Origin of the sequence: Bradyrhizobium sp. B124 (assembly GCF_038967635.1) — a bacterium.
Classification (GTDB): Bacteria; Pseudomonadota; Alphaproteobacteria; order Rhizobiales; family Xanthobacteraceae; genus Bradyrhizobium.
Map to the genome: position 1 here is coordinate 5,782,096 of NZ_CP152413.1, position 21,984 is coordinate 5,804,079.

A 21,984-nucleotide genomic window follows, 5' to 3' on the forward strand; every position below is an offset into this window, starting at 1 on the left:
CTTGGGTGGCAGAGCGGGGGGTGTTCTGCCATCGCGCCGATGTTACGACAAGTCGCGCCGCATCAGAAGCGCGTTCAAATGTTCCCCACCGGGCTGCTTGTAATAGCGTTCGCGGCGGCCGATCACGCCGAATCCGGCCCTTTCATAGAGCCGTCGCGCCGGCTGATTGTTCTCTTCCACCTCGAGGAAGATGGTGCGGATGCCGCGGCCGGCAAGGTGGCCGAGATGGGTCAGCAGCAGGTCGCGCGACAGGCCGCGCCCGCGCTGACTGGAATCGATCGCGATCGACAGGATTTCCGCCTCATCCGCCGCCATCCGCGAGACCGCAAAGCCGATCACCCTGCGTCCCTGGCGCAGCCGGTGCACCAGCGTGTTGCGCTCGGTCAGCATCGCCTCGAATTCGCCTTCGCCCCAGCCGCGATGAAACGAGGCGCCGTGCAATTGGGCGAGCCGCGCCGCATCGCGCAAGGATGCGGGCTCGACCGCGGGCGTGCCGCCGCCCCACCATCGCGACAGCCAGCCGATCATGTCGATGGCGGCGCGCTGATGACCAGGCGATCCTTCGGCGGCTTCGCGTCGGGTGCGCGAAGATAGAACGGACGCGGCGGTGCAGTGTCGGGATCCACCGCGGCGCCGACCCAGGCGACCCATATAATGTCGGGTGCGGGCTGCCTATCGACCTTGACCGGCGGAGCTGCATCCGCAGGCCAGCGCTCGGCGAGGATGTTGGCGGCGTTGCCGACCAGATGCAGCGCGCCGAACTGCGCGGCCTCGAGCGCTTCTGCGATCGGCGCAACCTTCGGCTTGAGCATCAAGCTGCCGTCGCCGCCGACGAGCTGGAAATAGACGTGATCATGCCGCGCATCGATCGCCGACAGGATCGGGTGCGCGCCATTCTCGGCAACCACAGGCGCGGCGTAGGCGGCGAGCGTCGACAGTCCGACCACCGGCTTTTCCGCAGAGAGTGCGAGGCCGCGCGCTGCCGAGAGCCCGACGCGCAGGCCGGTGAAACTGCCGGGGCCGGTGGTGACGGCAATGCGGTCAAGCCCGGCAAAGCCGATGCCGCTCTCCTTCATCACGCGCGCGATCAGCGGCATCAGCGCCTCGGCATGGCCGCGCTGCATCGCCTGGGATTCGATGGCGATGGTGTTGCCGGAGTTGGTGTCGAGCACCGCTGCGGAGCAGGCGTCGAGCGCCGTATCGATCGCGAGAATGATCATGGGAGGGCGAATGGCGAATACGAAATGGCGAACCGGGAATTCGAGGAGAACGCTGTTCGCGATCCGCCATGCGCCATTCGCCGCTCCATCACATCGGCCGGACTTCCTGCACGTCGGGCACGAAGTGCCGCAGCAGGTTCTGGATGCCGTGTTGCAGGGTCGCGGTCGATGACGGGCAGCCGGCGCAGGAGCCCTTCATGTTGAGATAGACGATGCCGTCCTTGAAGCCGCGGAAGGTGATGTCGCCGCCGTCATTGGCGACCGCCGGACGAACCCGGGTCTCGATCAGGTCCTTGATCTGCTCGACCGTCTCGGCGTCGGCCTCGTCGAAGAACTCGTCTTCCTCATCGCGGGCGTCGTCGCTGCCAGCGGTCCCATCGGCGAGCAGCGGCGCGCCGGACATGTAGTGCTCCATGATGGCGCCGAGGATCGCGGGCTTGAGGTGCTGCCAGTCGCCGTCCGCTTTGGTCACGGTGACGAAGTCGGCGCCGTAGAACACGCCGGTGACGCCTGACACGGCGAACAGCCGTTCGGCGAGCGGCGAGCGCGCGGCGGATTCGGGCGAGGAGAATTCCATCGTGCCGCTGTCGAGCACCGTGCGGCCCGGGATGAATTTCAGGGTGGCAGGATTGGGCGTGGCTTCGGTCTGAATGAACATTTGCTGTCTCCGGCGTCGCCGGTTCAAGGCCGGCGCGTTGAGGTTCCCCTACCAGATGGCAATTAAAAAGCCTGCGATCAAGCTGCAAAACCGCGGTTCCAGGCCCGCAACGGCGGATTCTGAGTGACAGGGCGGCGATGAAGCCGGGCCTTACGCCTCATACTCGTCATGCCCGGCCTTGTGCCGGGCATCCACGTCTTCGGTGCCACTTGCGAGAAAGACGTGGATGGCCGGGACAAGCCCGGCCATGACGGAAGGTTGTGCATCTTCCCTAGGACAGGGCGTCGATCTCGGCGTCGGTCAGGCCGCCGGGCACGATCGTCACCGGGATCGGGAACGCCCCCATGGTCCTGGCCATGGTGGTGATGATCGGTCCGGGCCCCTCGGCGCCCGGATTGGCGGCCAGCACCAGCATGGCGATATCGACGTCCTTGTCGATCACGTCGAGGATCTGCTCGGTCGGGTCGCCCTCCCGAATCACCCGCTCCGGGGTGATCGCGGCGATCCCGTTGGCGCGCCCGGCGGCGCGGTCGAGCGCCTCATTGGCGGCCTCCTCGGCCTCCGCGCGCATGATGTCGGCGACCCCCAGCCATTGCTGGTTCTGGTCCTCGGTTTCGATCACTCGCAGCATCAGAACGCCGCCGCCGACCCGGATCGCCCACCGGCTGGCGTAATAGACCGCGCGGTCCCATTCCGCGGTGTCGTCAACGATGACGAGGCATTTCGGCTTGTGACCTGTCTCGTAGCTTCGTCGCTGGGCGGTCATGCATGTCCCGGTGCTGAACCAACGGCATGATCCGGAAAAGTGCGCAGCGGTTTTCCGAAAAGATCATGCTCAAACCTGGCCCATGCTGCCACACTCCCTCCCTGTTGGGGAGAGGGCGCGCGCAGGTCTGCCGGTGATGTCAGCGCGGGCGGATGAAGCCGACGATGTCCTTGGTCATGCGCATGGTCTCATCGGCGATGCCGCGGGCGCGGTTGGCGCCGTCGACCAGGATCGAATCGACATGGCCAGGATCGGCAACCAGCTTCTTCATCTCGGAGGCGATCGGCGCCAGTTTTGCGACGCAAACCTCGACCAGCGCGTTCTTGAAGCTGGAGAACTGCCCGCCGCCGAACTGCGTCAGCACCTCCTGCTTGGAGACGCCGGCGAGCGCCGCGTAGATGCCGACCAGATTGTCGGCCTCGGGGCGGGTCTCAAGGCCCTTTTCCTCCGACGGCAGCGGCTCCGGATCGGTCTTCGCCTTGCGGATCTTCTGCGCGATGGTGTCGGCGTCGTCGGTGAGGTTGATGCGCGAATTGTCCGAGGCGTCCGACTTCGACATCTTCTTGGTGCCGTCGCGCAGGCTCATCACCCGCGTCGCCGGCCCCGTGATCAGCGGTTCCGGCTGCGGGAAGAACAGGCCGTCCGCAAAGCCGTGGCCACGGATTGAATCGCCGAAGTCGTTGTTGAACTTCTGCGCGATGTCGCGGGACAGCTCCAGATGCTGCTTCTGGTCCTCGCCGACCGGCACATGGGTGGCGCGGTACAACAGAATGTCGGCGGCCATCAGCACCGGATAGTCGTAGAGACCGACGGAGGCGTTCTCGCGGTCCTTGCCGGCCTTCTCCTTGAACTGCGTCATGCGGTTCAGCCAGCCGATGCGCGCGACGCAGTTGAAGATCCAGGTCAGCTCGGCGTGGCCGGCGATCTGGCTCTGGTTGAACACGATGTGCTTCTTGGCGTCGATGCCGGAGGCGATGAAGGCCGCGGTCACCTCGCGGGTGTTGCGCGCGAGCTCGGCCGGGCCGCCCCAGACCTCGACGCCCTGCGTGATCGCGTGCATGTCGACGACGCAATAGATGCAGTTGTGGGTCTGCTGCATCTTCACGAAGTTGACGATGGCGCCGAGATAGTTGCCGAGGTGCAGATTGCCCGTCGGCTGGACGCCTGAGAAAACCCGTTCAACGAACGCCATGGTCTCGATTCCCGGAAATAGGGCTGCTTTTGCCGGGTCGTTTGCCACTTAAGCCCTGCGCGCGCAAGTCAGGCGGGGCGCCTTTGCCTGACGGCGTTAACCGCCTGTCGCCAGCCGGTGACGCCGAAAGCCGACAAAAGCAGTCCGTAGCAAGCGATACCGGCGCAGATCAGCACAAGCAGGCAGGCCGCCTGCACGAAACCGTGGCTGCGGGCCGCCGGCAGCGCGCCTGCCGCGAGCCAGAGCAGGGCGCCCATCGCGAGCGCTGCGGCCAGGATGCGCGGCAGCCGGCGGCGCGCCTCGGCGTCGATCGAAAAGCCGAAGGTCGCAGCGCCCTTGCGGATCAGCGCCAGCGCGTTGCTCCAGGCGCCGAGCGCAATACCGGCGGCGATTCCGCTCGCGCCGAACATACGGCCGAGCAGGAAGGCCGCCGCGATCGCCACCACGATGGCCTTCAGCGTCGCAAACAGCGGCGTCAGCGTGTCCTCGCGCGCGAAGAACGCCGGCGACAGTGCCTTCACCAGCACGTGTGCCGGTAGAGCCAGCGTCAGCCAGATCAGGGCTTGCGCGGTTGCCGCGGAATCCTCCGCAGTGAACGCGCCATGCTCGAACAGCATCCGTACGATCGGCTCGCTCAGCACCATCAGGCCGAGCGTTGCGGGCAGCGCCAGCCCGACCGCGAGTTCGAGCCCACGCGATTCCGCATGCGCGATCGCGGCATGCTCGCCGCTACGCACCGCGCGCGTCATCTCCGGGATCAGCACCGTGCCCATTGCGACGCCGACAATGCCGAGCGGCAGCTCGAGCAGGCGGTTGGCGAAATAGAGCCAGGACACCGCCGATGGCGAGGTCGACGCGATCACCGCGCCCGCCACCATGAGCCATTGCGGCGCGCTGCTCGCGACCATGCCGGGGACAGCCCGGCCGAGAAAGCCGCACATCTCGGGATCGAAGGCGATGCGGAGCGGCGCGGCGCGTTTTGCGCCGCGCAGCGCCAGCATCGAGAGTTGCAGGAAGCCGGCGATGCCGATCGTCGCCGCCATGACCAGCGCGGCCTGCACCGGCTCCTGCTGCCGCACCAGCAGCACGGCCATCACTGATATCAGCGCGATGTTGAACAGCAGCGGCGAGAACGCCGTCAGCGCAAAGCGTCCCTGCGCGTTGAGCAGCGCCATCATCACGGTGACGGGGCCGGCGAAGGCAAGATAGGGCAGCATCAGCCTTGCGTCGTCGACGGCGAATTGCAGCGTGTCGCGGCCGACGAAGCCCGGCGCGATCGCCGCGATCACCAGCGGCATCAGCACGCCGATCACGAGCGCGGCCACAATGACCGCGGCGCTGACGGTGCCGAGCACGCGGCCGGCAAAGGCTCGCGCCGCCGCTTCACCATCGCTATCGCGAACCTTCAGCCAGGCCGGCACCAGGGCGGCATTCAATCCACCCTCGGACAGCAGCCGTCGCACCACATTCACGAGCTGGAATGCCGCCAGGAACGCATCCGCCACCGGCCCCGCGCCGAGCAGCGCCGCGATCACGGAATCGCGCACGAAACCGAGCAGTCGCGAGGCCAGCGTTCCCGAGGAGACCGTGAGGAAGGAGCGGAACATGGAGCCTGTATAGCAGCCGCGCGCATTGCCGCCACCGCCACGGTACCAAACCCGTCATCCTGAGGTGCGAGCGGAGCGAGCCTCGAAGGATGAATCGGCCCGTACTGTGGCCGTCCATCCTTCGAGGCTCGCCGAAGAGGCTCGCACCTCAGGATGACGGGCTAACAGGCGAGAGGATGACGGAACAACGAGCGCGGCTTGCTGCCCCGAGGCGTAACGTGATAGGTCGCGGCTCTTGTTGGGTGGCGTTAACACAGGGCAGGTCTATGGCTGACGCAAAATACGACGTTCTCGGGATCGGCAATGCGATCTTCGACGTGCTGGTGCAGACCGACGAGGCATTCCTTGCCCGTCACGGCATGACCAAGGGCTCGATGCAGCTGATCGACGAAGCGCGCGCCACCGCGATCTACAGCGACATGGGCGTGGCGACCGAGATGTCGGGCGGCTCGGCTGCCAACACCATCGTCGGCGTCGGCAATCTCGGCGCCCGCGCGGCCTATGTCGGCAAGGTCAAGGACGACCAGATCGGCAAGCTCTACGTCCACGACATCCGCGCCGCCGGCGTGGCCTTCGACACCGCGCCGGCCAAGGTCGGCCCGGCCACCGGCTGCTCCTACATCCTGGTGACGCCGGATGGCGAGCGCACCATGAACACCTATCTCGGCGCCGCGCAGGACCTGACGCCCGATGACATCGATCCGGCCCAGATCGCAGCCGCCGGCATCATCTATCTCGAGGGCTATCTCTGGGATCCGAAGAACGCCAAGGACGCCTTCGTGAAAGCGGCCGATATCGCGCATGGCGCGGGCCGCCAGGTCGCGCTGACGCTGTCGGATTCGTTCTGCGTCGATCGCTACCGCGACGAATTCCTCGCTTTGATGCGGAAGGGCACGGTCGACCTCGTTTTCTCTAACGAGTCCGAGCTGCACTCATTGTACCAGACCTCGGATTTCGACACCGCGCTGAAGCAGTTCGGCAAGGATACCAAACTCGGCGTCGTCACCCGCAGCGAGAAGGGCTGCGTGGTGATCTCAGGCGATGGCGTCGTATCGGCGCCCGCCTCTCCGATCGACAAGCTCGTCGACACCACCGGCGCCGGCGATCTGTTCGCGGCCGGCTTCCTGGTCGGTCTCGTGCGCAATGTCGGCCATGAGAACGCCGGCCGCCTCGGCGCGCTCGCCGCCGCCGAAGTGATCCAGCACATCGGCGCCCGGCCGCTGGTGTCGCTGAAGGATCTGGCGAAGGCGAAGGGGCTGTTGGTGTAAGCGGCTGTCTGCCGGGCTTAACTCGGTCATCTCCGCTCGGACCGAATGCACCGGATCTTCATGCCGGGGCAGTGCCGGTCCGCCTGCCTTTGCGCTCGTGTGGGAAGGTTCTTTGGGCCCGAATTCGGTCCAGCAGAACGATCGCCGGCTCGTCTTGTGGGTCCTGAGGCACCAACTCGCCTTTGAACGCCTTGGTGAGGATGGAGGCTTCCATTCGATCGAGAAGCACGCGGGCGCGCGCACTTTCCGCTTCAAGGTGATCCGCGTGGGCGAACACGGTACTTAGGCGTTGCAATATCTCGGCTTGTTCATCGAATGGCGGAAGTGGAATGCCCAGCGCCTTGAGCTTCGATCCATTAACGTTCGCCTGGCCAACCTGTTGGTTTGCCACACGTTCGATCCATGATCGCGCGAATGGCGAATTAAGATAAGCGGAGAGCAATTCAGGCAATACGCCGGAAGGTCGAATCCTGATCAGGTAGGAAGCAAACGACGTCGGTTTGTCCAGTCTCTTGTAAACAGCTGTTTTGCCCACGAGCTCCAAGCTGTTCGTTCGATTGAACAGCACATCACCTTCATTGAGCAAAAGATCAGGAAACTCATCATGATCTCTGGGGAGATATTTCAGATCGGTGAGATCAAGTTTTCCCCGCTGAATATTCCCCATCCGTAGAACCGGAACACCGCTCGAGTCGGACGTTGTCTTGGCCGACGATCCGTACTGGACTTGAGCGACGACCTGATCAATTGAAACCCAGCGCCACGAGGACGGGATATCGAAGCTAGGGCGCCAATCGATCTCGGCTGGAGGTTTTCTGCGAAGCGAGCCTGCCTCGATCCGGTAGGCCTGATCCAGTGCGTCGTCCGTAACGATTTTGGAATCGCCCCTCGCCATACGCCAATCAGCTGTGAGGGATCCATCGAAAGCTCGGCTTACGGACCGCTTCCGGAGTTGCTTGGTGAGCGCTGGAATGCGATCCAGCTGGCCGCGCGCATCGGCGAGGCGAGCTGTTAGTACGTCCAACTTCGCCACAATGCGACGTTGCTCCGCAAGCGGAGGCAACGGGAGAGGTATCTCAGCGAGCGTACGCGAAGAGAGGTGTTTAACCGTAACTGAACTCGTATTGTCGTTTATCAGCCTTAGATACGGCGGCAATATGTACTCTAAGAATTCCGATGAATAGGCGTCAGGGTCGGTAGTAATCTTGCAAACGCGCTGATTCAATAATCCGCGATCAGAGTTCCATCGGCGCAAGTTAAAGTCGCCGTCCATTCCCACGAGTAGGTCGCCCTGCTCGATCCAAAATCCGTCAACGGTCGGTCCGTTGTAGAACGTTTCAGTCATTCCGGTCGTTACGTCGCGAATTCGGATCAGTGCCACACCAGTGGTGTTGTCAAAATATTTCGATTTCCACGGGTAGCCATTTAAGATAGTCGCAACCTGCCCAAGAGGTATTCGCGCCCAAGAACCGGCCTTAGATAGCGCGGGATCAAGTGCCTCATTCACGAGCGAGCGTATATCTTCGCCAAAGCTCATGATGCAGTCTCTTCAAGTTGGACATCTTCTGCGCCTAGATCTTCAACAATCGCACGAACTTCCACCAGCGCAGATAGGAGATGTCCTTCGATTGCGGCAGCGATCTCTTCTGGAGCTTCAAGGCTGTCCTCGACATCGTCGCCTAGGTCCTTCAACCAAGTGATGTCGAGATTATCGTCGCGAGCGGCGATTTCCTCTCGAGTGAATCGGCGAAAACGACCAGTTTCACCTTCGTCTTTTCGCCTCGCCCGGCCGAACGGGTCACTGCCAAAAGCACGGATAAAACCCTCAAAGTCAGTCTGCTTCAGCGGATTAGTCTTGCCATACGCGGGCGCATTGGTGCGCATGTCGTAGATCCAGACCGCTTTTGTGGCATCCTTGGTCGGAGCTTCTTCATCGGCTCGGGCGAAGTACAGGACGTTGGTCTTCACCCCCTGGGCATAAAAAATACCCGTCGGCAGCCTCAAGATGGTGTGCAGGTCGCACCAGTTCATCAGCCGTTGGCGCAACTGCTTTCCGCGCCCGTCATCGAACAACACGTTGTCAGGCACGACGACCGCGGCGCGGCCGCCCAGCTTGAGCGCGCGAATGCAGTGCTCGACGAATGGCAGTTGGTAGGACGACACTCGGTCGGTGATGGTCAGGTCGTCGCGGGTCGGCGGCCCGCCGGCCGGGCCGAATGGCGGATTGGTGAGGATCAGATCAGCATCCTTGAACTTGGACTGCGCGCCGCTCGGCGAAAGCGTGTCGGCAAGATCAAGGTGATCCGGGTCGATCTTGTGCAGATGCAGGTTCATCAACAGCAGGCGGAACGTGTCCTGCACGTTCTCCAGGCCACGCAATGCCAATTGAAGTTGGAATGTTTGCTGCTTGGGTGAAAGCTCGAAATAGTCATCGGTCGCCGCACGCATGGCGCGGTCGGCCGCGATCAGGAATCCACCGGTGCCGGCGGCCGGATCCTGGATCACTTCCCCTGGCTTCGGCTGCATCAGGCGAACCATGACCTCGATCAGCACGCGGGGAGTAAAATACTGGCCGGCGCCGCGCTTGGTCTCCTCGGCCATCTTCTGCAACAGGCCTTCGTAGGTGTCGCCGAAGGCATCGCGTTCCTCACTGAACCAGTGCAGGCCGTCGATGGCGTCGATCAGCTTGCGCAGGTTGGCTGGCTCGCGGACGATCGTGGCGGCGTTCTGGAAGATGGCGACCACCGAGCGATCGGCGATCTTGGTGCCGTCGCCGAGGTCGATCAGCGCCTGGCGATAGCGTTGCAGCACCTCGGTCTCGCTGGCCGACTTGAGCGCGCCCCAGCGATACTGTTCCGGAATGCGGCTCTCATCCTTCTGCTCCGAGGCCATTTTCAGGAACAGCAGGTACGTCAGTTCGGTGACGTATTGCTGGTAGGTGACGCCATCCTTGCGCAGTAATGCGCAGAGCCGCCACAGGCGATTGACGAGATCGATTGATGGATTCATTGATTCTCTGGCCTATGCAGCGGGATGATCCCAGATCGCGGAATTGAGGTCCTTCAGCACGTCACCTAATCCATGATCGAACTCGCGGTCCACCATTTCGAAGCCGCCAGCCTGTGCAAACAGGGGGTCGGCAAGGATTTCAGGATCGCCCACGGGCTGTTCCCTCAGGGCGCGACCGATACGATTGAGCCATTGCCGTTGCTTGGCAGTCCAGTTTCTGCTGGCAATAATCTGTTGCACGCCGTTCTCGACCCGCGTCGCATATGGCACCAGCGGATCGCCGATCGCCGCCTGGCGCACGAAACCAATGATATGGGCCGCGATGTCGGCATTGCGGGCACGGCCGTACGCCTGCCGCAAGTTGGCCTCCGAGAATCCGTTCTCGTCGAGCAGGACGGCAAGCGCCTTCAGTTCCTTGCGGGTCAGTTCGCGTGGCCGCTGGGTCGCTGCGATCAGTGCCGGCGCCGCGTTCATGTTGGCGCGCACGAAGGTCTCAAAGCTCTCGATGTAGTCGCCCGGGCTGGCATTGCCGCCGTAGTCGTCCTCGACGCCGACCAGCTCGTCTTCATGTTCCGAAATATAAACGCCATCGCCCTTTCGGGCCGGATTGGCGGCATCAAGGATCGACGCCAGCAACGGATGTTGTTCAAACAGGGCGAGCGTCTCCGCAGGTGGCGCAGCCTTGAGCTTGTCCGCAAGGTCTGCCAGCGGGCCGAGTACAGTCTCCAGCGCCTCGCGCCGGGTGCTGTCGATATGCTTGATGCGCTGGCGCAGCTTGACGACGATCTGGTCGCGGACCAAGGCGCGATCTTCATCCGTTGACGCGCGTTGGAGGTCGCCCACGAGCGTGGCGAACGACAGGGCCGGGTCGACCACCACGGGCCGCATGTCGGTGACGTCCTGAAGATTGGCGTAGATGTCGACCGCGTCGAAGATGCGGAAAAATTCCTTCCCGATCTCATCGCAGCGGCGCGTGGCGCGGCCGATCATCTGGTCATAGAGGATGCGGCTGTTGACCCGGCGGACGAAGACGAGGTTGGCGATCGCCGGCACGTCAATACCGGTGGTGAGCAGGTCGACCGTCACAATATATTTCGGGCGTGGATCGTTCTTGAAGGCTTTGATCCGATCGAGCGGCTTGTCGACCGACCCGGTGATCTTCTCGACCAGGTCATGCGGCTGCGGGCCATATTCCTCGATCAGTGCCGCGCGCAGTTCCTCCACCAGAATGTCGGCATGGTCGTCGCGCGCGGCGAACAGCAGCGTCTTGCCGCGCTCCGTCGGGGGGCATTCCCGTGCGACGGCGTCAGCTACGGCGCGATTGAAGGCGCGGGTGTAGACTTTCTTGTTGAACTCGGCGACTTCGAAATCGACCTGATCTTCCAGGTTGAACAGGTCGACCTGGCCGGTGCGCGGGTCAATGATATTGACCTCTTCTCCCTGCTCGAAACTGATGCCGGTCTGGCTCAGCGCCGTTGTGATGCGACGCGGCGGCCGGTGATCAATCAGATAGCCATCGATGACCGCCTGCCTGTAGCCGTAGCGGAACACGGGGGCGCCAAAGATTTCTCGGGTGTGCAACGCCGGGGTTGCGGTCAATGCGATCTGCGTTGCGTCGAAATAGTCGAGCACCCGCCGGTAGGCCGACAGGTAGTCGTCGAGGTTGCGAAAGCCGAGATCATCCTCACGCAATTCGGCATCCAGCGTGTAGCCGCGGTGTGCCTCGTCAACGATGATGAGATCATAGGTTCCGGGCGTCGGCCGGCTTGTGTCCGGATCATCGAAGATGCGCCGGATCATGGCCTGGACGGTAGCCACCTGGACCCGATCGGTCGCCTCCGGAAACTTGCGCGCGAGGTCGGCGACAGGGAATACCTGATCGAACTTCAGGAAGCCTGCGGTATCCGTTGTGCTCATCGCATCGAGGGTTTGGCGGCCGAGCGCGTTGCGGTCAACGAGAAACAGGATTCTACGGAACCGCTTGCGACGAAGTAGCTCGTACATCAGCGCGATGGCCAAGCGGGTCTTGCCGGTGCCTGTCGCCATCGCGAGGAGGATATGCCTCTGGCCAGCCGAGATCGCCGTTTCCACGGCGGAGATGGCTTCATCCTGATATGGCCGCAAGCCAGTGACGCCCAGTTCGCGGTCGGCAATCTCGCGCAGCTCGCCGGTCTCCTGATCGAGCCGCTCCGACAGGTCGCGTGGCGAAAACCACTCGGAAAGCGCGCGAGGCTCTCCGCCAGCAGGTCGCGCATCCCAAAACCAGATACCGGACTTGGTCGCGAGTTGCTTCACGTAGGGGCGACCGTTGGTCACAAACATGAACGGCACGCGGAATTGGTCGAGACCCTGAATCCATGGGCCACCAACGCTGGTTTCGTCGGGCGTGAGCTTGATGTCTCGCGCGTAGCGTTTTGCCTGCCCGAGCCGGCCGGGGACGTCCTTGACGCCGCGCTTGGCCTCGATCACACCGACACAGCGCTCCTCGATGAAGAGAGCATAGTCCACGGGACCGCTCTCGGTTGGCCATTCCGAGATTGCGATCGATTGTCCGGGCTGCGGCCTTGTCCCGGCCGAATAGCGGAGTTTGGCGCTATCGACATCCCATCCGGCCGCGCGAAGCTGATCGTCGATCAGGATGCGGGTTGTCGCTTCATCCAGTTCGACCTTCTCTGCCTGCTTGTTGGCAAGCTGGGTCAGCAGATCAAGTTGCAGCGGCGGGGTGGCTTCGGCGGTGGCTTGGGCCTTCTTGAGAGCCGCTTCGGTCTTCCGAAGACCGGCGTCCGTCTCGGCCGCGTATTTCTCCCAGAATTCGCGTTCTTTCTGATGAGCTTCAGCGGTTGATAACGCCTCAAGACGAGCGGTCTCGGACTCCTGATAAGCCAAAAGTGCCTTGGCCTCATTGTCCGAGCTGACGCGCGCCTGCTTGCGAAGCTCCTCGATGTCCGCTTTCAGCGCTTTGGTTGCGTCGACGGGTGCGGCCGGCGGCACGAAGGGCCCCGGCTTGAAGCCAGGAGATCCGCCATAGCTTTGGTGGAACCAAATCGCGGCTGCGCGTGCAATCTTGAGCGCGGAGAATGCCTCGGCCGTTGTACCAGCGTTCTCGTGGACCGCTGCATTGCCCAAACGCTTGATATGAAAGAAAAGGTCTGCGATCTCGCGTGGGAGGATCGACCTGACTTTCAAGCTGCGCAACACTTCATCGAATGTCGCGGAGCTTGTCGGCAAAAGCCCATGACGAGCTGCCACGTCCTTTGCGATGAACTCGGCAAGTTGTCGCAGCTTGATCAGGGTCGACGGCGCATCGTCGAAAAAATACCGTTCGGCAAGGGCACCCAAGCGCGCAAGACGCTCATCCTGCGCGGCAAGAAAGGTAAAATTGCTAGAGACCCCCATGTCCGCAAAACTATACGGTCTGCCAGCAAGCTCAAGCGGTGGTTGCGTCGCAGTGGGTTGGCACTTCTGCTAATCTTACTCCATTCTGGCGAATTTTTCTCAGAAGAATCCTATGATATTTCAAGGCGTTACCTTCCGATCGTGCGTCTCGGCGCCCGTGGCGGCGATTCTGCCAGACGAGCCCGATCGTGACAACGCGGAAACGTCGGTTGTAAGAGTCCGCGCGTGCCATACGCGGCGGCCTGGGGCGAAGAAGCGATTTCGGGATAATCGAATAATGCCGCTGAGTTGCCCGACATGTCAAGTCGTCGTGTCGAACGCCGGCAGCCGCCGGCTACTGCGCATGGGGTTGTTTTCGATATTTTGACCGTGTGCCCCTGCGGAGGCGGCCCCTCACCCCGCCTTCGCCCGAAGGCGGGCTTCGGCGGACAAGAGGGCGGGGCGAGGGAGGAGAGTTACGCCGTCTTTGCCGCCTTCAGCCCGAGTCGCTGCTCGACCGCGTCGCGCATCACGAATTTCTGGATCTTCCCGGTCACCGTCATCGGGAATTCGTCGACGAATTCGATATAGCGCGGGATCTTGTTGTGGGCGATCTGGCCCTGGCAGAAGGCGCGGACTTCGTCGGCGGTCAGCGTCTCGCCTTGGCGGACCCTGACCCAGGCGCACAGCTCCTCGCCATAGCGCGCGTCGGCGACGCCGAAGATCTGCACGTCCTGGATCTTGGGATGGCGATAGAGGAATTCCTCGATTTCCCGCGGATAGAGATTTTCGCCGCCGCGGATCACCAGGTCCTTGATGCGGCCGACGATGTTGCAATAGCCCTCGTCGTCGATCACGGCGAGATCGCCGGTGTGCATCCAGCCATTGGCGTCGAGCACCTCGCCTGTCTTTTCCTTCTCGTCCCAATAGCCTGACATCACGCTGTAGCCGCGGGTGCAGAGCTCGCCGCGTTCGCCGCGCGGCACCACCTTGCCGTCGAGGTCGACGACCTTGACCTCGACATGCGGATGGATGCGGCCGACAGTCGAGACGCGGCGCTCCAGCGGATCGTCGGTCGCGCTCTGAAAACTCACCGGGCTGGTTTCGGTCATGCCGTAGGCGATCGTCACCTCGCGCATGTTCATCTCGGTGTTGACGCGCTTCATCACCTCGATCGGGCAGGGCGCGCCGGCCATGATGCCGGTGCGCAGCGACGACAGATCGAAGCGCTTGAACTCGGGATGGTCGAGCTCGGCGATGAACATGGTCGGCACGCCGTACAGCGTCGTGCACTTCTCCTGCGCGACGGTCGCAAGCGTCGCCAGCGGATCAAAACCTTCGCCGGGATACACCATGGTGGTGCCGAGCGTGACCGATGCGAGGTTGCCCATCACCATGCCGAAGCAGTGATAGAGCGGCACCGGAATGCAGATGCGGTCCTGTTCGGTCAGGCGCATGGCGCGGCCGGTGAAGTAGCCGTTGTTGAGGATGTTGTGATGCGTCAGCGTCACGCCCTTCGGGGAGCCGGTGGTGCCGCTGGTGAACTGGATGTTGACGGGATCGTCGAACTGCAGGCTTGCGCCGAGCGCCGCAAGCTGCTCGCGATGGCGCTCTCCGCCCATCCGCGCGACCGCATCGAACGGAATTGTGCCCGGCGCCGCCGGTCCGCCGATCTGGATCACGGCGCGCAGTTGCGGCAGCCGCGCCGCGCGCAGATGGCCGGGCTCCGAGCTCGCAAGCTCGGGCAGCAGCGTGTTCAGCATCTCCATATAGGCCGAGGTCTTGAACGCGGTCGCGGTCACGATCGCGGCGCAGCCAACCTTGCCGAGCGCGAATTCGAGCTCGCTCAGCCGGTAGGCCGGATTGATGGTGACGAGGATCAGGCCGGCCTTCGCGGCGGCGAATTGCGTCAGCGTCCATTCCGGCCGGTTCAGCGACCAGATGCCGATCCGCTCGCCGCGCTGCAGCCCGAGTGCGAGGAAGCCGGCCGCCAGGGCCTCGACGTGACAGGCGAATTCGTTCCAGGTCCAGCGCACGTTGTGGCTGGGCGAGACCAGCGCCTCGCGATCGCCCCAGCGCGCGCGTGCGCGGTCGAGGCTGCGGCCGATGGTTTCACCGAGCAGCGGCGTATCGGAAATGCCGCAGACATAGCTGTCTGCCTTGGGTGTGGGTGCCAAGATCGTCCTCCTCCTGGTCGTGTTTGTGTCGTCACGCTTTTTTGCGCGATCTTAGTCGTTTGGCGCCGACAGGACAGGCCCGACCTATGGCGGGTATGAAAAATCCCTCCCCGTGAGGGGGAGGGATGAAGCGCCGAAATGGAACAGCAGTCTCCGCTTCACCTCGCCCCGCTTGCGGGGAGAGGCATAGGCCGCCTTCGGCGGCCGTCATTAAGAACGCCGGAGCTAAGCTCCGGCTATGCCGCATCGTTAGATGCGTTCCGGGTGAGGGGGTACAGGCCTTACAGCGATCACAACTCGCGGAAGCAGCCCCTCACCGCAACCCTCTCCCCGTAAGAACGGGGAGAGGGAGTCGATCGTGCTGGCGTCCCTCAGGCCGCTCGCTGTCCGCTGCCGGCATCGAGGCCGGCATAGATGCCCTTCTCGAAGCCTGCGAAGGCCTCCAGGCTGTGCTTGTCGGCGAACGGCAACAGCTGGGTCAGGATCACGCCGCAGACGTCGCGCGACGGATCGATCCAGTAATAGGTGTTGGCGAGGCCCGCCCAGGCGAGGCTGCCGGCGCTGCGGCCTTCCGGCGTCTTGGCGGTGTTGATCAGGAAGCTCAGGCCCCACTTCTTGACGATGTCGGGCCAGAGATCGACGTCATTGGTATACATCGGTGCCGCCGTCGTCATCTTGCCGACGGTGAGATCGCCGATGTGGTTCTGCCCCATCGTTGCGACGGTCTCGGCCTTCAGCACCTGATTGCCGTTGCCTTTGCCCTTGTTGAGGATCATCTGACAGAACTTGATGTAGTCGGCGGCGGTCGAATAGAGGCCGCCGCCACCCATGTGGAATTCAGGGTTCTGCTCGAGCTCGAACGGGATCGCCGCAAGCGCTCCGTCCTCGCCGCGCGCGTGCATGGCGACCAGCCGCTTGCGCATGTTGTCCGTGATCTTGAAGCCGGTATCGCTCATGCCGAGCGGCGCGAACATGTTGTCGCGCAAGTACGCATCGAGCTTCTTGCCGGATGCTGCCTCCACGGCCTTGCCGACGAAGTCGATATTGATACCGTATTCCCAGCGCGTGCCGGGATCGCTCGCCAGCGGCGTCTTCAGTGCGGCATTCGAGCAGGAGATGATCCCGGGCGTACCGGTCTTCTCCATATATTTCCCCATGTCGGCATTCCACAGGTCGTAGCAGAAGCCGGCAGTATGGGTCATGAGCTTGCGCAGTGTGATCGGCCCCTTGGCAGGCCGCAGCTTCGGCTCGCCTTTGGCATCGAAGCCGTCGAGCACCTGCACGGCGGCGAGATCGGGCAGCAGCTTGCCGATCGGCTCATCGAGCGAGAGCTTGCCCTGCTCGACGAGCTGCATCGCGCCCGCGGAGGTCACTGCCTTGGTCATCGAGGCGATCCAGAACACGCTGTCCGCCGTCATGGGATCGCTCTTGGAAAGGTCGCGCTTGCCGAACGCGCCCTCGTAGATCACGTCCTTGCCGGTGGCCGCGATGGCGACCACGCCGGGAATCTCCTTTGCCTCGCTCTTCTGCCGCAATACCTGATCGATCTGAGCCTTGCTCTGCATTGGGGGCGTCCTCCGGTGGGTTTATTGTTTTGAAGTGGGCGGATCATCCTCCCGCTTTTCCGCTCCCGCAAGGCGGGTGCGATGCGATGGTGTCGCGATGTCGTGACAGCCGGGCCATTAGGAACGGCCGTGCTCAACAGATGTTCACCACGCGCGCAGATTTTGCGGTGGACTCCGCGCAAGTCCCGGTGACCTCCGACGACGGCCACGGTAACGTGATCAAGGAATGATTTTCGTACCTGATTATTTGCATTAACGCATTCAGATCGCTGCATAAACGGTGCGGCGAATTGGGATGGATTTGACGAAAAGATTCGTCATTTCGCGCCTCGCGGGGACGCAGCAATGATTTCGACATGGAGTGAATGGAAGCGCTATCCGCGGCCAGGCCGCGGCGAGAATATCGAGGCGCCGATCAGCCCTGGTCTCTATGAAGTTCGCTACGCGGGTACCGGTGCGCTGCACTCGTTTGAGGCAGTCGAGAATGTCGCCCAGGCGCTGGCGCTGCTGCAGACCGGCGCCAAGTCCTGGTTCGGCCGCCGCGATGCGCGGGCGCAGGCCGACCTCGAATACCGGACCTGCGCGACCTCGACCAAGGCGGATGCCAAGGCCGCGGCCGAACGCATGATCGGCCGCCGCGAAGCCTACATGTCGGGCGGCGCGATCTGACACGCTGCTGTCATTCCGGGGCGATGCGCAGCATCGAACCTCGGATGCACAAGGGCGCACCTGAGGTCTGGTCCTCCGGGCCATCCTGGAATGACGGTCTTCCGCAACGGCGCCGCGTTTGCGTCCAAGCAGGGTCGCGCTGGCCGCCAGTGCATCGCCGCGGCTTTCCGCCTATATAGGCGGCGAATACCCCTCCAAAGAAATTCCAGGAGTAACGCCATGACCCCGCCCGTTGCCGCACGCGCCACGCAATCCGCAGCCACCTCCCTGCAAAGCCGCCTGAAGGACCCGTCGCTGCTGCGCGATCGCTGCTACATCGACGGCGCCTGGGTCGGCACGCCGGAATTCGCCGTCAACAATCCGGCGACCGGCGTCGAACTGATCAGGATTCCGCAACTGGGCGCTGACGACACCACCGGGGCCGTCGAAGCCGCCCAGCGGGCGTTTCCGGCCTGGGCCAAGCTGACCGCCAAGCAGCGCTCCAATATCCTACGCAAATGGTTCGACCTGATCATTGCCAATCGCGAGGATCTCGCGCTGATCCTGACCTCCGAGCAGGGCAAGCCGCTGGCGGAAGCGCTCGGCGAAGTCGATATCGGCGCGGCCTATGTCGAGTTCTTCGCGGAAGAAGCGCGCCGCGTCTATGGCGAGACGATTCCGACCCAGCGTCCGGATGCCCGCCTGCTCGCGATCCGGCAGCCGATCGGCGTCTGCGGCGCCATCACGCCGTGGAATTTCCCGAACTCGATGATCACGCGAAAAGTGTCGCCGGCGCTGGCCGCCGGCTGCACGGTGGTGCTGAAGCCCGCCAACGAGACGCCGCTGTCCGCGCTCGCGCTCGCGGTACTGGCTGAGAAGGCTGGCGTGCCGAAGGGCGTGCTCAACATCGTCACCGGTGATGCGCCGCCGATCGGCAAGGTGCTGTGCGAGCATCCGGCGGTGCGGTTCGTCGGCTTCACGGGTTCGACCAATGTCGGCAAGATCCTGTACCGGCAAGCATCGGTCGGCGTGAAAAAGCTCGGCCTCGAGCTCGGCGGCAACGCGCCCTTCGTGGTGTTCGACGATGCCGACATCGACGCCGCGGTCGAAGGCGCCATCGTCTCCAAGTATCGCAACATGGGCCAGACCTGCGTGTGCGCCAATCGTCTCTACGCGCAGGACAAGATCTACGACCAGTTCGTCGAGAAGCTGTCGAAGAAGGTCGCCGAGATGAAGATCGGCGACGGCACCGAGCAAGGCGTGACCCAGGGACCGCTGATCAACATGAAGGCGATCGAGAAGGTCGAGCGGCACATTGCCGACGCCGTAAAGGGCGGCGCCAAGGTCGTGACCGGCGGCAAGCGCTCGGCGCTGGGCCGCAGCTTCTTCGAGCCGACCGTGCTGTCGGACGTGAGACCCGACGCGCTCGTCGCGCAGGAGGAGACCTTCGGCCCGCTCGCGCCGGTGATCCGCTTCAAGGACGAGGCCGATGTGATCGCGATGTGCAACGCCTCGCCGTTCGGTCTCGCCTCCTACTTCTATTCGCGTGACATCGGCCGCGTCTGGCGCGTCGCCGAAGCGCTGGAGTCGGGCATGGTCGGCGTCAACTCCGGCCTGATCACGACCGAGGTCGCACCGTTCGGCGGCGTCAAGGAATCGGGTCTGGGCCGCGAAGGCTCGCGCCACGGCATGGATGAGTATGTCGAGATCAAATACGTCATGATGGCCGGCGTCTGATCGCGGAGTACCGTGTCCCTTCGCCCTTGCGGCGAGGGGACGCATGCCGGCGAACCCATCGATCGTCCTTGTCGATCGCTCCATCTGCCGGCGTGCGACAATTCACCGCGTCCGCCGAACGATGGCGGTCCGATCGCGACGGCGATCGCATCAAGAATCTTTCTAATCTCGAAGCGAGCTTTCAGAATCTAGCTGCGTACGCGCGGTGCCACGCAACGGAAGCATATTCGAATCTTGGAATCTGCCGCGTCGATATCGCCTCGCGCAGCAGGCTTCATCCCCGTTTCCTAGATACGTTCTAGTTGGCGTCGCAGCGCATGCTGCTTATGCCCCGGTGGTCGCGCTCGAACTCTGACGATGTTCGAGCCGAAACCAAGAACAAGAATCCGGGGACCTTATGCTCGTCACTTCAAACGTTCCGTGCGCATTCCGACTCGTGTGCGCGTCTCTCCTCCTGACCACGGTCCCTTCGCTCGCGCAGTCGCCGGAGCAACCACCCGCAAGCGGTGCTGCGCCGCTTCCGCCGGTCGTCGTGGCCGCGCCACAGCATCGCGCCACGCCGGTCCGGAGGCCGTCATCGTCACGAGCGGCGCGCTCGTCGGCATCGCATCAGGCGAGCCGGCGTGAGCACGCGCCAGCACCCGCGGCCACGCCCACCGCCGGTGCGCAGCAGGCGGCGTTGCCCGTGCCCTATATCGGCGGCCAGGTCGCGCGCGGCGGGCAACTCGGCCTGCTCGGCAACAAGGACTATATGGATACGCCATATAGCCTGACGAGTTATACTGAGAAGACGATCCGCGATCAGCAGGCAACCAGCGTCGCGGAAGTGCTGACGAATTCCGATCCGTCGGTGCGTGCTGCGATCGGCAGCAGCAACCGTTACGACGCGCTGACCATCCGCGGCTTCCGGGTCGAGAACAGCGAAATCGCGTTGAATGGGCTTTACGGCCTCGTTCCGGCCTATCGCGTCAACCCGGCTCCCATCGAGCGCATTGAGCTGCTCAAGGGGCCGGGTGCCTTCCTCAATGGTATGGCCCCGCAAGGCAGCATCGGCGGTACGGTCAATGTCGTGACCAAGCGGGCGGCGGAGGACCTCACGCGCCTGACCGCGGGCTACATTTCCGACGGACGTTTCGGAACGGAGCTCGACCTCGCACGCCGCTACGGCGAACAGAAGGAGTGGGGCGTTCGCTTCAACGGCGGGATCGATGGCGGCAACACCTCGATCGATCGGCAGTCCACGCGCAACGGCGTGGGTTCGCTCGGCGTCGACTATCATGGCGAACGCTTTCGCTGGTCCGCGGACATCATCTCCCAGGACGACTGGATGAAGGCGGCCCAGCGTGGCTACACGCCGGTGCCCGGCATCGCCATGCCGAAGGCCCCCGATCCGCGCATCAATCTCGCGCAGCCGTTTGACCGTGCGCGGTCGCAGAGCCTGACCGGCTTGACCAGGGCCGAATACGATCTCAGCAACAGCGTCACCGTGTTCGGCGCGATCGGCGCCAACCAGTTCCGCTACGACAAGCAGGAAGATCCGGGCGCGACGATTCTCAACACCGCGGGCGATGCCCGGGGCACGTCCCGATTCCAGACCGGCAAGTCGGAGGGCGTCTCCGGCGAGGCGGGCGTCCGTGCGCGTTTCGACACGGGACCCGTCGGCCATGAGGTCGTGGTCAGCGGCAGCGCGCTCGACCGGACCGATTGGCTCGGGCAGACCAACTACGCGACTTACCTCACCAACATCTACCGGCCGACCTTGTTGGCGAGTCCGGGAACTCCGGTATCGACGTTCCCGGAGGGCAAGTCGGGATTCCTCGGGCTGCGCAGTGTCGGCGTTGCCGATACCATCACGACCATGGGCGGCATGCTGCAAGTGATCGTGGGCGCGCGCCAACAGCAGGTGATCGCGAGCAGCTTCGATCCCGTCAGCGGCCTGGAGACCACGCACTACGACGCAAGCGCAACGTCGCCTTCGATCGCGCTGGTGGTGCGGCCGATCAAGGAGTTTTCGCTCTATGCCAACTACATTGAAGGCCTGACGCCAGGGCCGACGCCGCCTTCCGGCGCGGTGAATACCAATGCGGTGTTCGCACCCTTCAAGACCCGGCAGGTCGAAGTCGGCACAAAGCTCGATCTCGGAGGCTTCGGCGCGAGCCTCTCGGCGTTCCAGATCAGCCTGCCGAGCGGTGTGATCGATCCCATCACCAAGATCTACAGCCTCGATGGCGAACAGAGAAACCGCGGCGTCGAGCTCAATACATTTGGCGAGGTCGCGCCCGGCGTCCGCGTGCTCGGCGGCGTGACCTGGCTCGATGCCCGGCTCACCCAGACGCAGGGCCACCTCTACGACGGCAATCGCGCGATCGGCGCGCCCGACCTGCAGGGCAATCTCGGCGTCGAATGGGATACGCCCTTCGTGCCCGGCCTCACCGCGACGGCACGAGCCATCTACACCAGCCGGGCCTATGTCAGCGCCGACAACATCCAGAGCGTCCCCGCTTGGGCGACCTTTGACATCGGTGCGCGTTACGCGACGAGCCTCGCGGGGCGCCCGACCACGTTCAGGGCGTCACTGACCAATCTGTTCGACAAGCACTACTGGATCGGCAATCCAACCGGCTATGTGATCAGCGGCATGCCGCGGACGCTGTGGCTTTCGATGACGGTCGACTTCTAGGGGAGCGTCGAAAGGCCCTCGCGCGCCGCAAGCTGATGCGCGGTGGCCATTCAACCGTCGCGGTTAAGTCTGCGAAACATCC

Annotated in this window: 15 protein-coding genes; 4 read left to right on the plus strand and 11 right to left on the minus strand. The window is 63.5% G+C overall.

Going from position 1 to position 21,984, the window contains the following annotated elements; translation table 11 throughout:
- Positions 1-42 precede the first annotated feature (42 nt).
- From rimI to murJ, 6 genes are all read right to left on the minus strand, one after another.
- The gene (rimI, locus tag AAFG13_RS27535) at positions 43-528 is read right to left on the minus strand and encodes a ribosomal protein S18-alanine N-acetyltransferase (protein ID WP_342708773.1); all 486 of its coding nucleotides are present in this window, start codon (positions 526-528) and stop codon (positions 43-45) included.
- Entirely contained in the window at positions 525-1,220 is a 696-nt protein-coding gene (tsaB, locus tag AAFG13_RS27540; protein WP_212312432.1) for a tRNA (adenosine(37)-N6)-threonylcarbamoyltransferase complex dimerization subunit type 1 TsaB, read from the minus strand. Before tsaB ends, rimI begins: the two co-directional genes overlap by 4 nt.
- Positions 1,221-1,308: 88 nt before the next feature.
- A complete protein-coding gene (locus AAFG13_RS27545; protein WP_092120642.1) occupies positions 1,309-1,878 on the minus strand; it encodes a NifU family protein in 570 nt (189 codons plus the stop codon).
- Between the two features lie 271 nt (positions 1,879-2,149).
- Positions 2,150-2,644 (minus strand): universal stress protein, encoded by a 495-nt coding sequence (locus tag AAFG13_RS27550; RefSeq protein ID WP_342708774.1) that lies wholly within the window; start codon positions 2,642-2,644, stop codon positions 2,150-2,152.
- A 139-nt stretch (positions 2,645-2,783) separates the two neighbouring features.
- Complete coding sequence (trpS, locus tag AAFG13_RS27555) at positions 2,784-3,836, minus strand: tryptophan--tRNA ligase (RefSeq protein ID WP_212312422.1); 1,053 nt, start codon at positions 3,834-3,836, stop codon at positions 2,784-2,786.
- Between the two features lie 68 nt (positions 3,837-3,904).
- Positions 3,905-5,443 (minus strand): murein biosynthesis integral membrane protein MurJ, encoded by a 1,539-nt coding sequence (gene murJ / locus AAFG13_RS27560; RefSeq protein ID WP_342708775.1) that lies wholly within the window; start codon positions 5,441-5,443, stop codon positions 3,905-3,907.
- A 266-nt stretch (positions 5,444-5,709) separates the two neighbouring features.
- On the opposite strand from murJ, the gene AAFG13_RS27565 reads away from it, so the two are divergent.
- On the plus strand, positions 5,710-6,711 hold the full coding sequence (locus AAFG13_RS27565; protein WP_342708776.1) for an adenosine kinase: 1,002 nt from the start codon (positions 5,710-5,712) through the stop codon (positions 6,709-6,711).
- Positions 6,712-6,769: 58 nt separating this feature from the next.
- Here the strand turns inward: AAFG13_RS27565 and AAFG13_RS27570 are convergent, their stop codons facing one another.
- The 5 genes from AAFG13_RS27570 to AAFG13_RS27590 all read right to left on the minus strand — a co-directional run bounded on the left by AAFG13_RS27570 (position 6,770) and on the right by AAFG13_RS27590 (position 16,837).
- On the minus strand, positions 6,770-8,248 hold the full coding sequence (locus AAFG13_RS27570) for a restriction endonuclease subunit S (RefSeq protein WP_342708777.1): 1,479 nt from the start codon (positions 8,246-8,248) through the stop codon (positions 6,770-6,772).
- A complete protein-coding gene (locus tag AAFG13_RS27575) occupies positions 8,245-9,720 on the minus strand; it encodes an N-6 DNA methylase (protein ID WP_342708778.1) in 1,476 nt (491 codons plus the stop codon). The genes AAFG13_RS27570 and AAFG13_RS27575 overlap by 4 nt, the downstream gene beginning before the upstream one ends.
- Positions 9,721-9,732: 12 nt before the next feature.
- Entirely contained in the window at positions 9,733-13,116 is a 3,384-nt protein-coding gene (gene hsdR / locus AAFG13_RS27580) for a type I restriction-modification system endonuclease (RefSeq protein ID WP_342708779.1), read from the minus strand.
- 455 nt (positions 13,117-13,571) lie between these two features.
- Positions 13,572-15,272 (minus strand): AMP-binding protein, encoded by a 1,701-nt coding sequence (locus AAFG13_RS27585; protein WP_342708780.1) that lies wholly within the window; start codon positions 15,270-15,272, stop codon positions 13,572-13,574.
- 371 nt (positions 15,273-15,643) lie between these two features.
- Entirely contained in the window at positions 15,644-16,837 is a 1,194-nt protein-coding gene (locus AAFG13_RS27590; protein ID WP_342708781.1) for a serine hydrolase domain-containing protein, read from the minus strand.
- 345 nt (positions 16,838-17,182) lie between these two features.
- Between AAFG13_RS27590 and AAFG13_RS27595 the strand changes: the two genes are divergently transcribed.
- From AAFG13_RS27595 to AAFG13_RS27605, 3 genes are all read left to right on the plus strand, one after another.
- The gene (locus AAFG13_RS27595) at positions 17,183-17,506 is read left to right on the plus strand and encodes a hypothetical protein (RefSeq protein WP_212312406.1); all 324 of its coding nucleotides are present in this window, start codon (positions 17,183-17,185) and stop codon (positions 17,504-17,506) included.
- Between the two features lie 219 nt (positions 17,507-17,725).
- The gene (locus AAFG13_RS27600) at positions 17,726-19,222 is read left to right on the plus strand and encodes an NAD-dependent succinate-semialdehyde dehydrogenase (RefSeq protein ID WP_342708782.1); all 1,497 of its coding nucleotides are present in this window, start codon (positions 17,726-17,728) and stop codon (positions 19,220-19,222) included.
- A gap of 436 nt (positions 19,223-19,658) precedes the next feature.
- Positions 19,659-21,902 (plus strand): TonB-dependent siderophore receptor, encoded by a 2,244-nt coding sequence (locus AAFG13_RS27605; protein WP_342708783.1) that lies wholly within the window; start codon positions 19,659-19,661, stop codon positions 21,900-21,902.
- Positions 21,903-21,984: the final 82 nt, after the last annotated feature.

Coding starts and splice junctions, on each gene's coding strand:
- rimI (WP_342708773.1), bottom strand. CDS start 528: ATGATCGGCTGGCTGTCGCGATGGTGGGGCGGCGGCACGCCCGCGGTC.
- AAFG13_RS27565 (WP_342708776.1), top strand. CDS start 5,710: ATGGCTGACGCAAAATACGACGTTCTCGGGATCGGCAATGCGATCTTC.
- AAFG13_RS27575 (WP_342708778.1), bottom strand. CDS start 9,720: ATGAATCCATCAATCGATCTCGTCAATCGCCTGTGGCGGCTCTGCGCA.
- AAFG13_RS27590 (WP_342708781.1), bottom strand. CDS start 16,837: ATGCAGAGCAAGGCTCAGATCGATCAGGTATTGCGGCAGAAGAGCGAG.
- murJ (WP_342708775.1), bottom strand. CDS start 5,443: ATGTTCCGCTCCTTCCTCACGGTCTCCTCGGGAACGCTGGCCTCGCGA.
- hsdR (WP_342708779.1), bottom strand. CDS start 13,116: ATGGGGGTCTCTAGCAATTTTACCTTTCTTGCCGCGCAGGATGAGCGT.
- AAFG13_RS27570 (WP_342708777.1), bottom strand. CDS start 8,248: ATGAGCTTTGGCGAAGATATACGCTCGCTCGTGAATGAGGCACTTGAT.
- AAFG13_RS27545 (WP_092120642.1), bottom strand. CDS start 1,878: ATGTTCATTCAGACCGAAGCCACGCCCAATCCTGCCACCCTGAAATTC.
- AAFG13_RS27600 (WP_342708782.1), top strand. CDS start 17,726: ATGACCCCGCCCGTTGCCGCACGCGCCACGCAATCCGCAGCCACCTCC.
- AAFG13_RS27550 (WP_342708774.1), bottom strand. CDS start 2,644: ATGACCGCCCAGCGACGAAGCTACGAGACAGGTCACAAGCCGAAATGC.
- AAFG13_RS27595 (WP_212312406.1), top strand. CDS start 17,183: ATGATTTCGACATGGAGTGAATGGAAGCGCTATCCGCGGCCAGGCCGC.
- tsaB (WP_212312432.1), bottom strand. CDS start 1,220: ATGATCATTCTCGCGATCGATACGGCGCTCGACGCCTGCTCCGCAGCG.
- trpS (WP_212312422.1), bottom strand. CDS start 3,836: ATGGCGTTCGTTGAACGGGTTTTCTCAGGCGTCCAGCCGACGGGCAAT.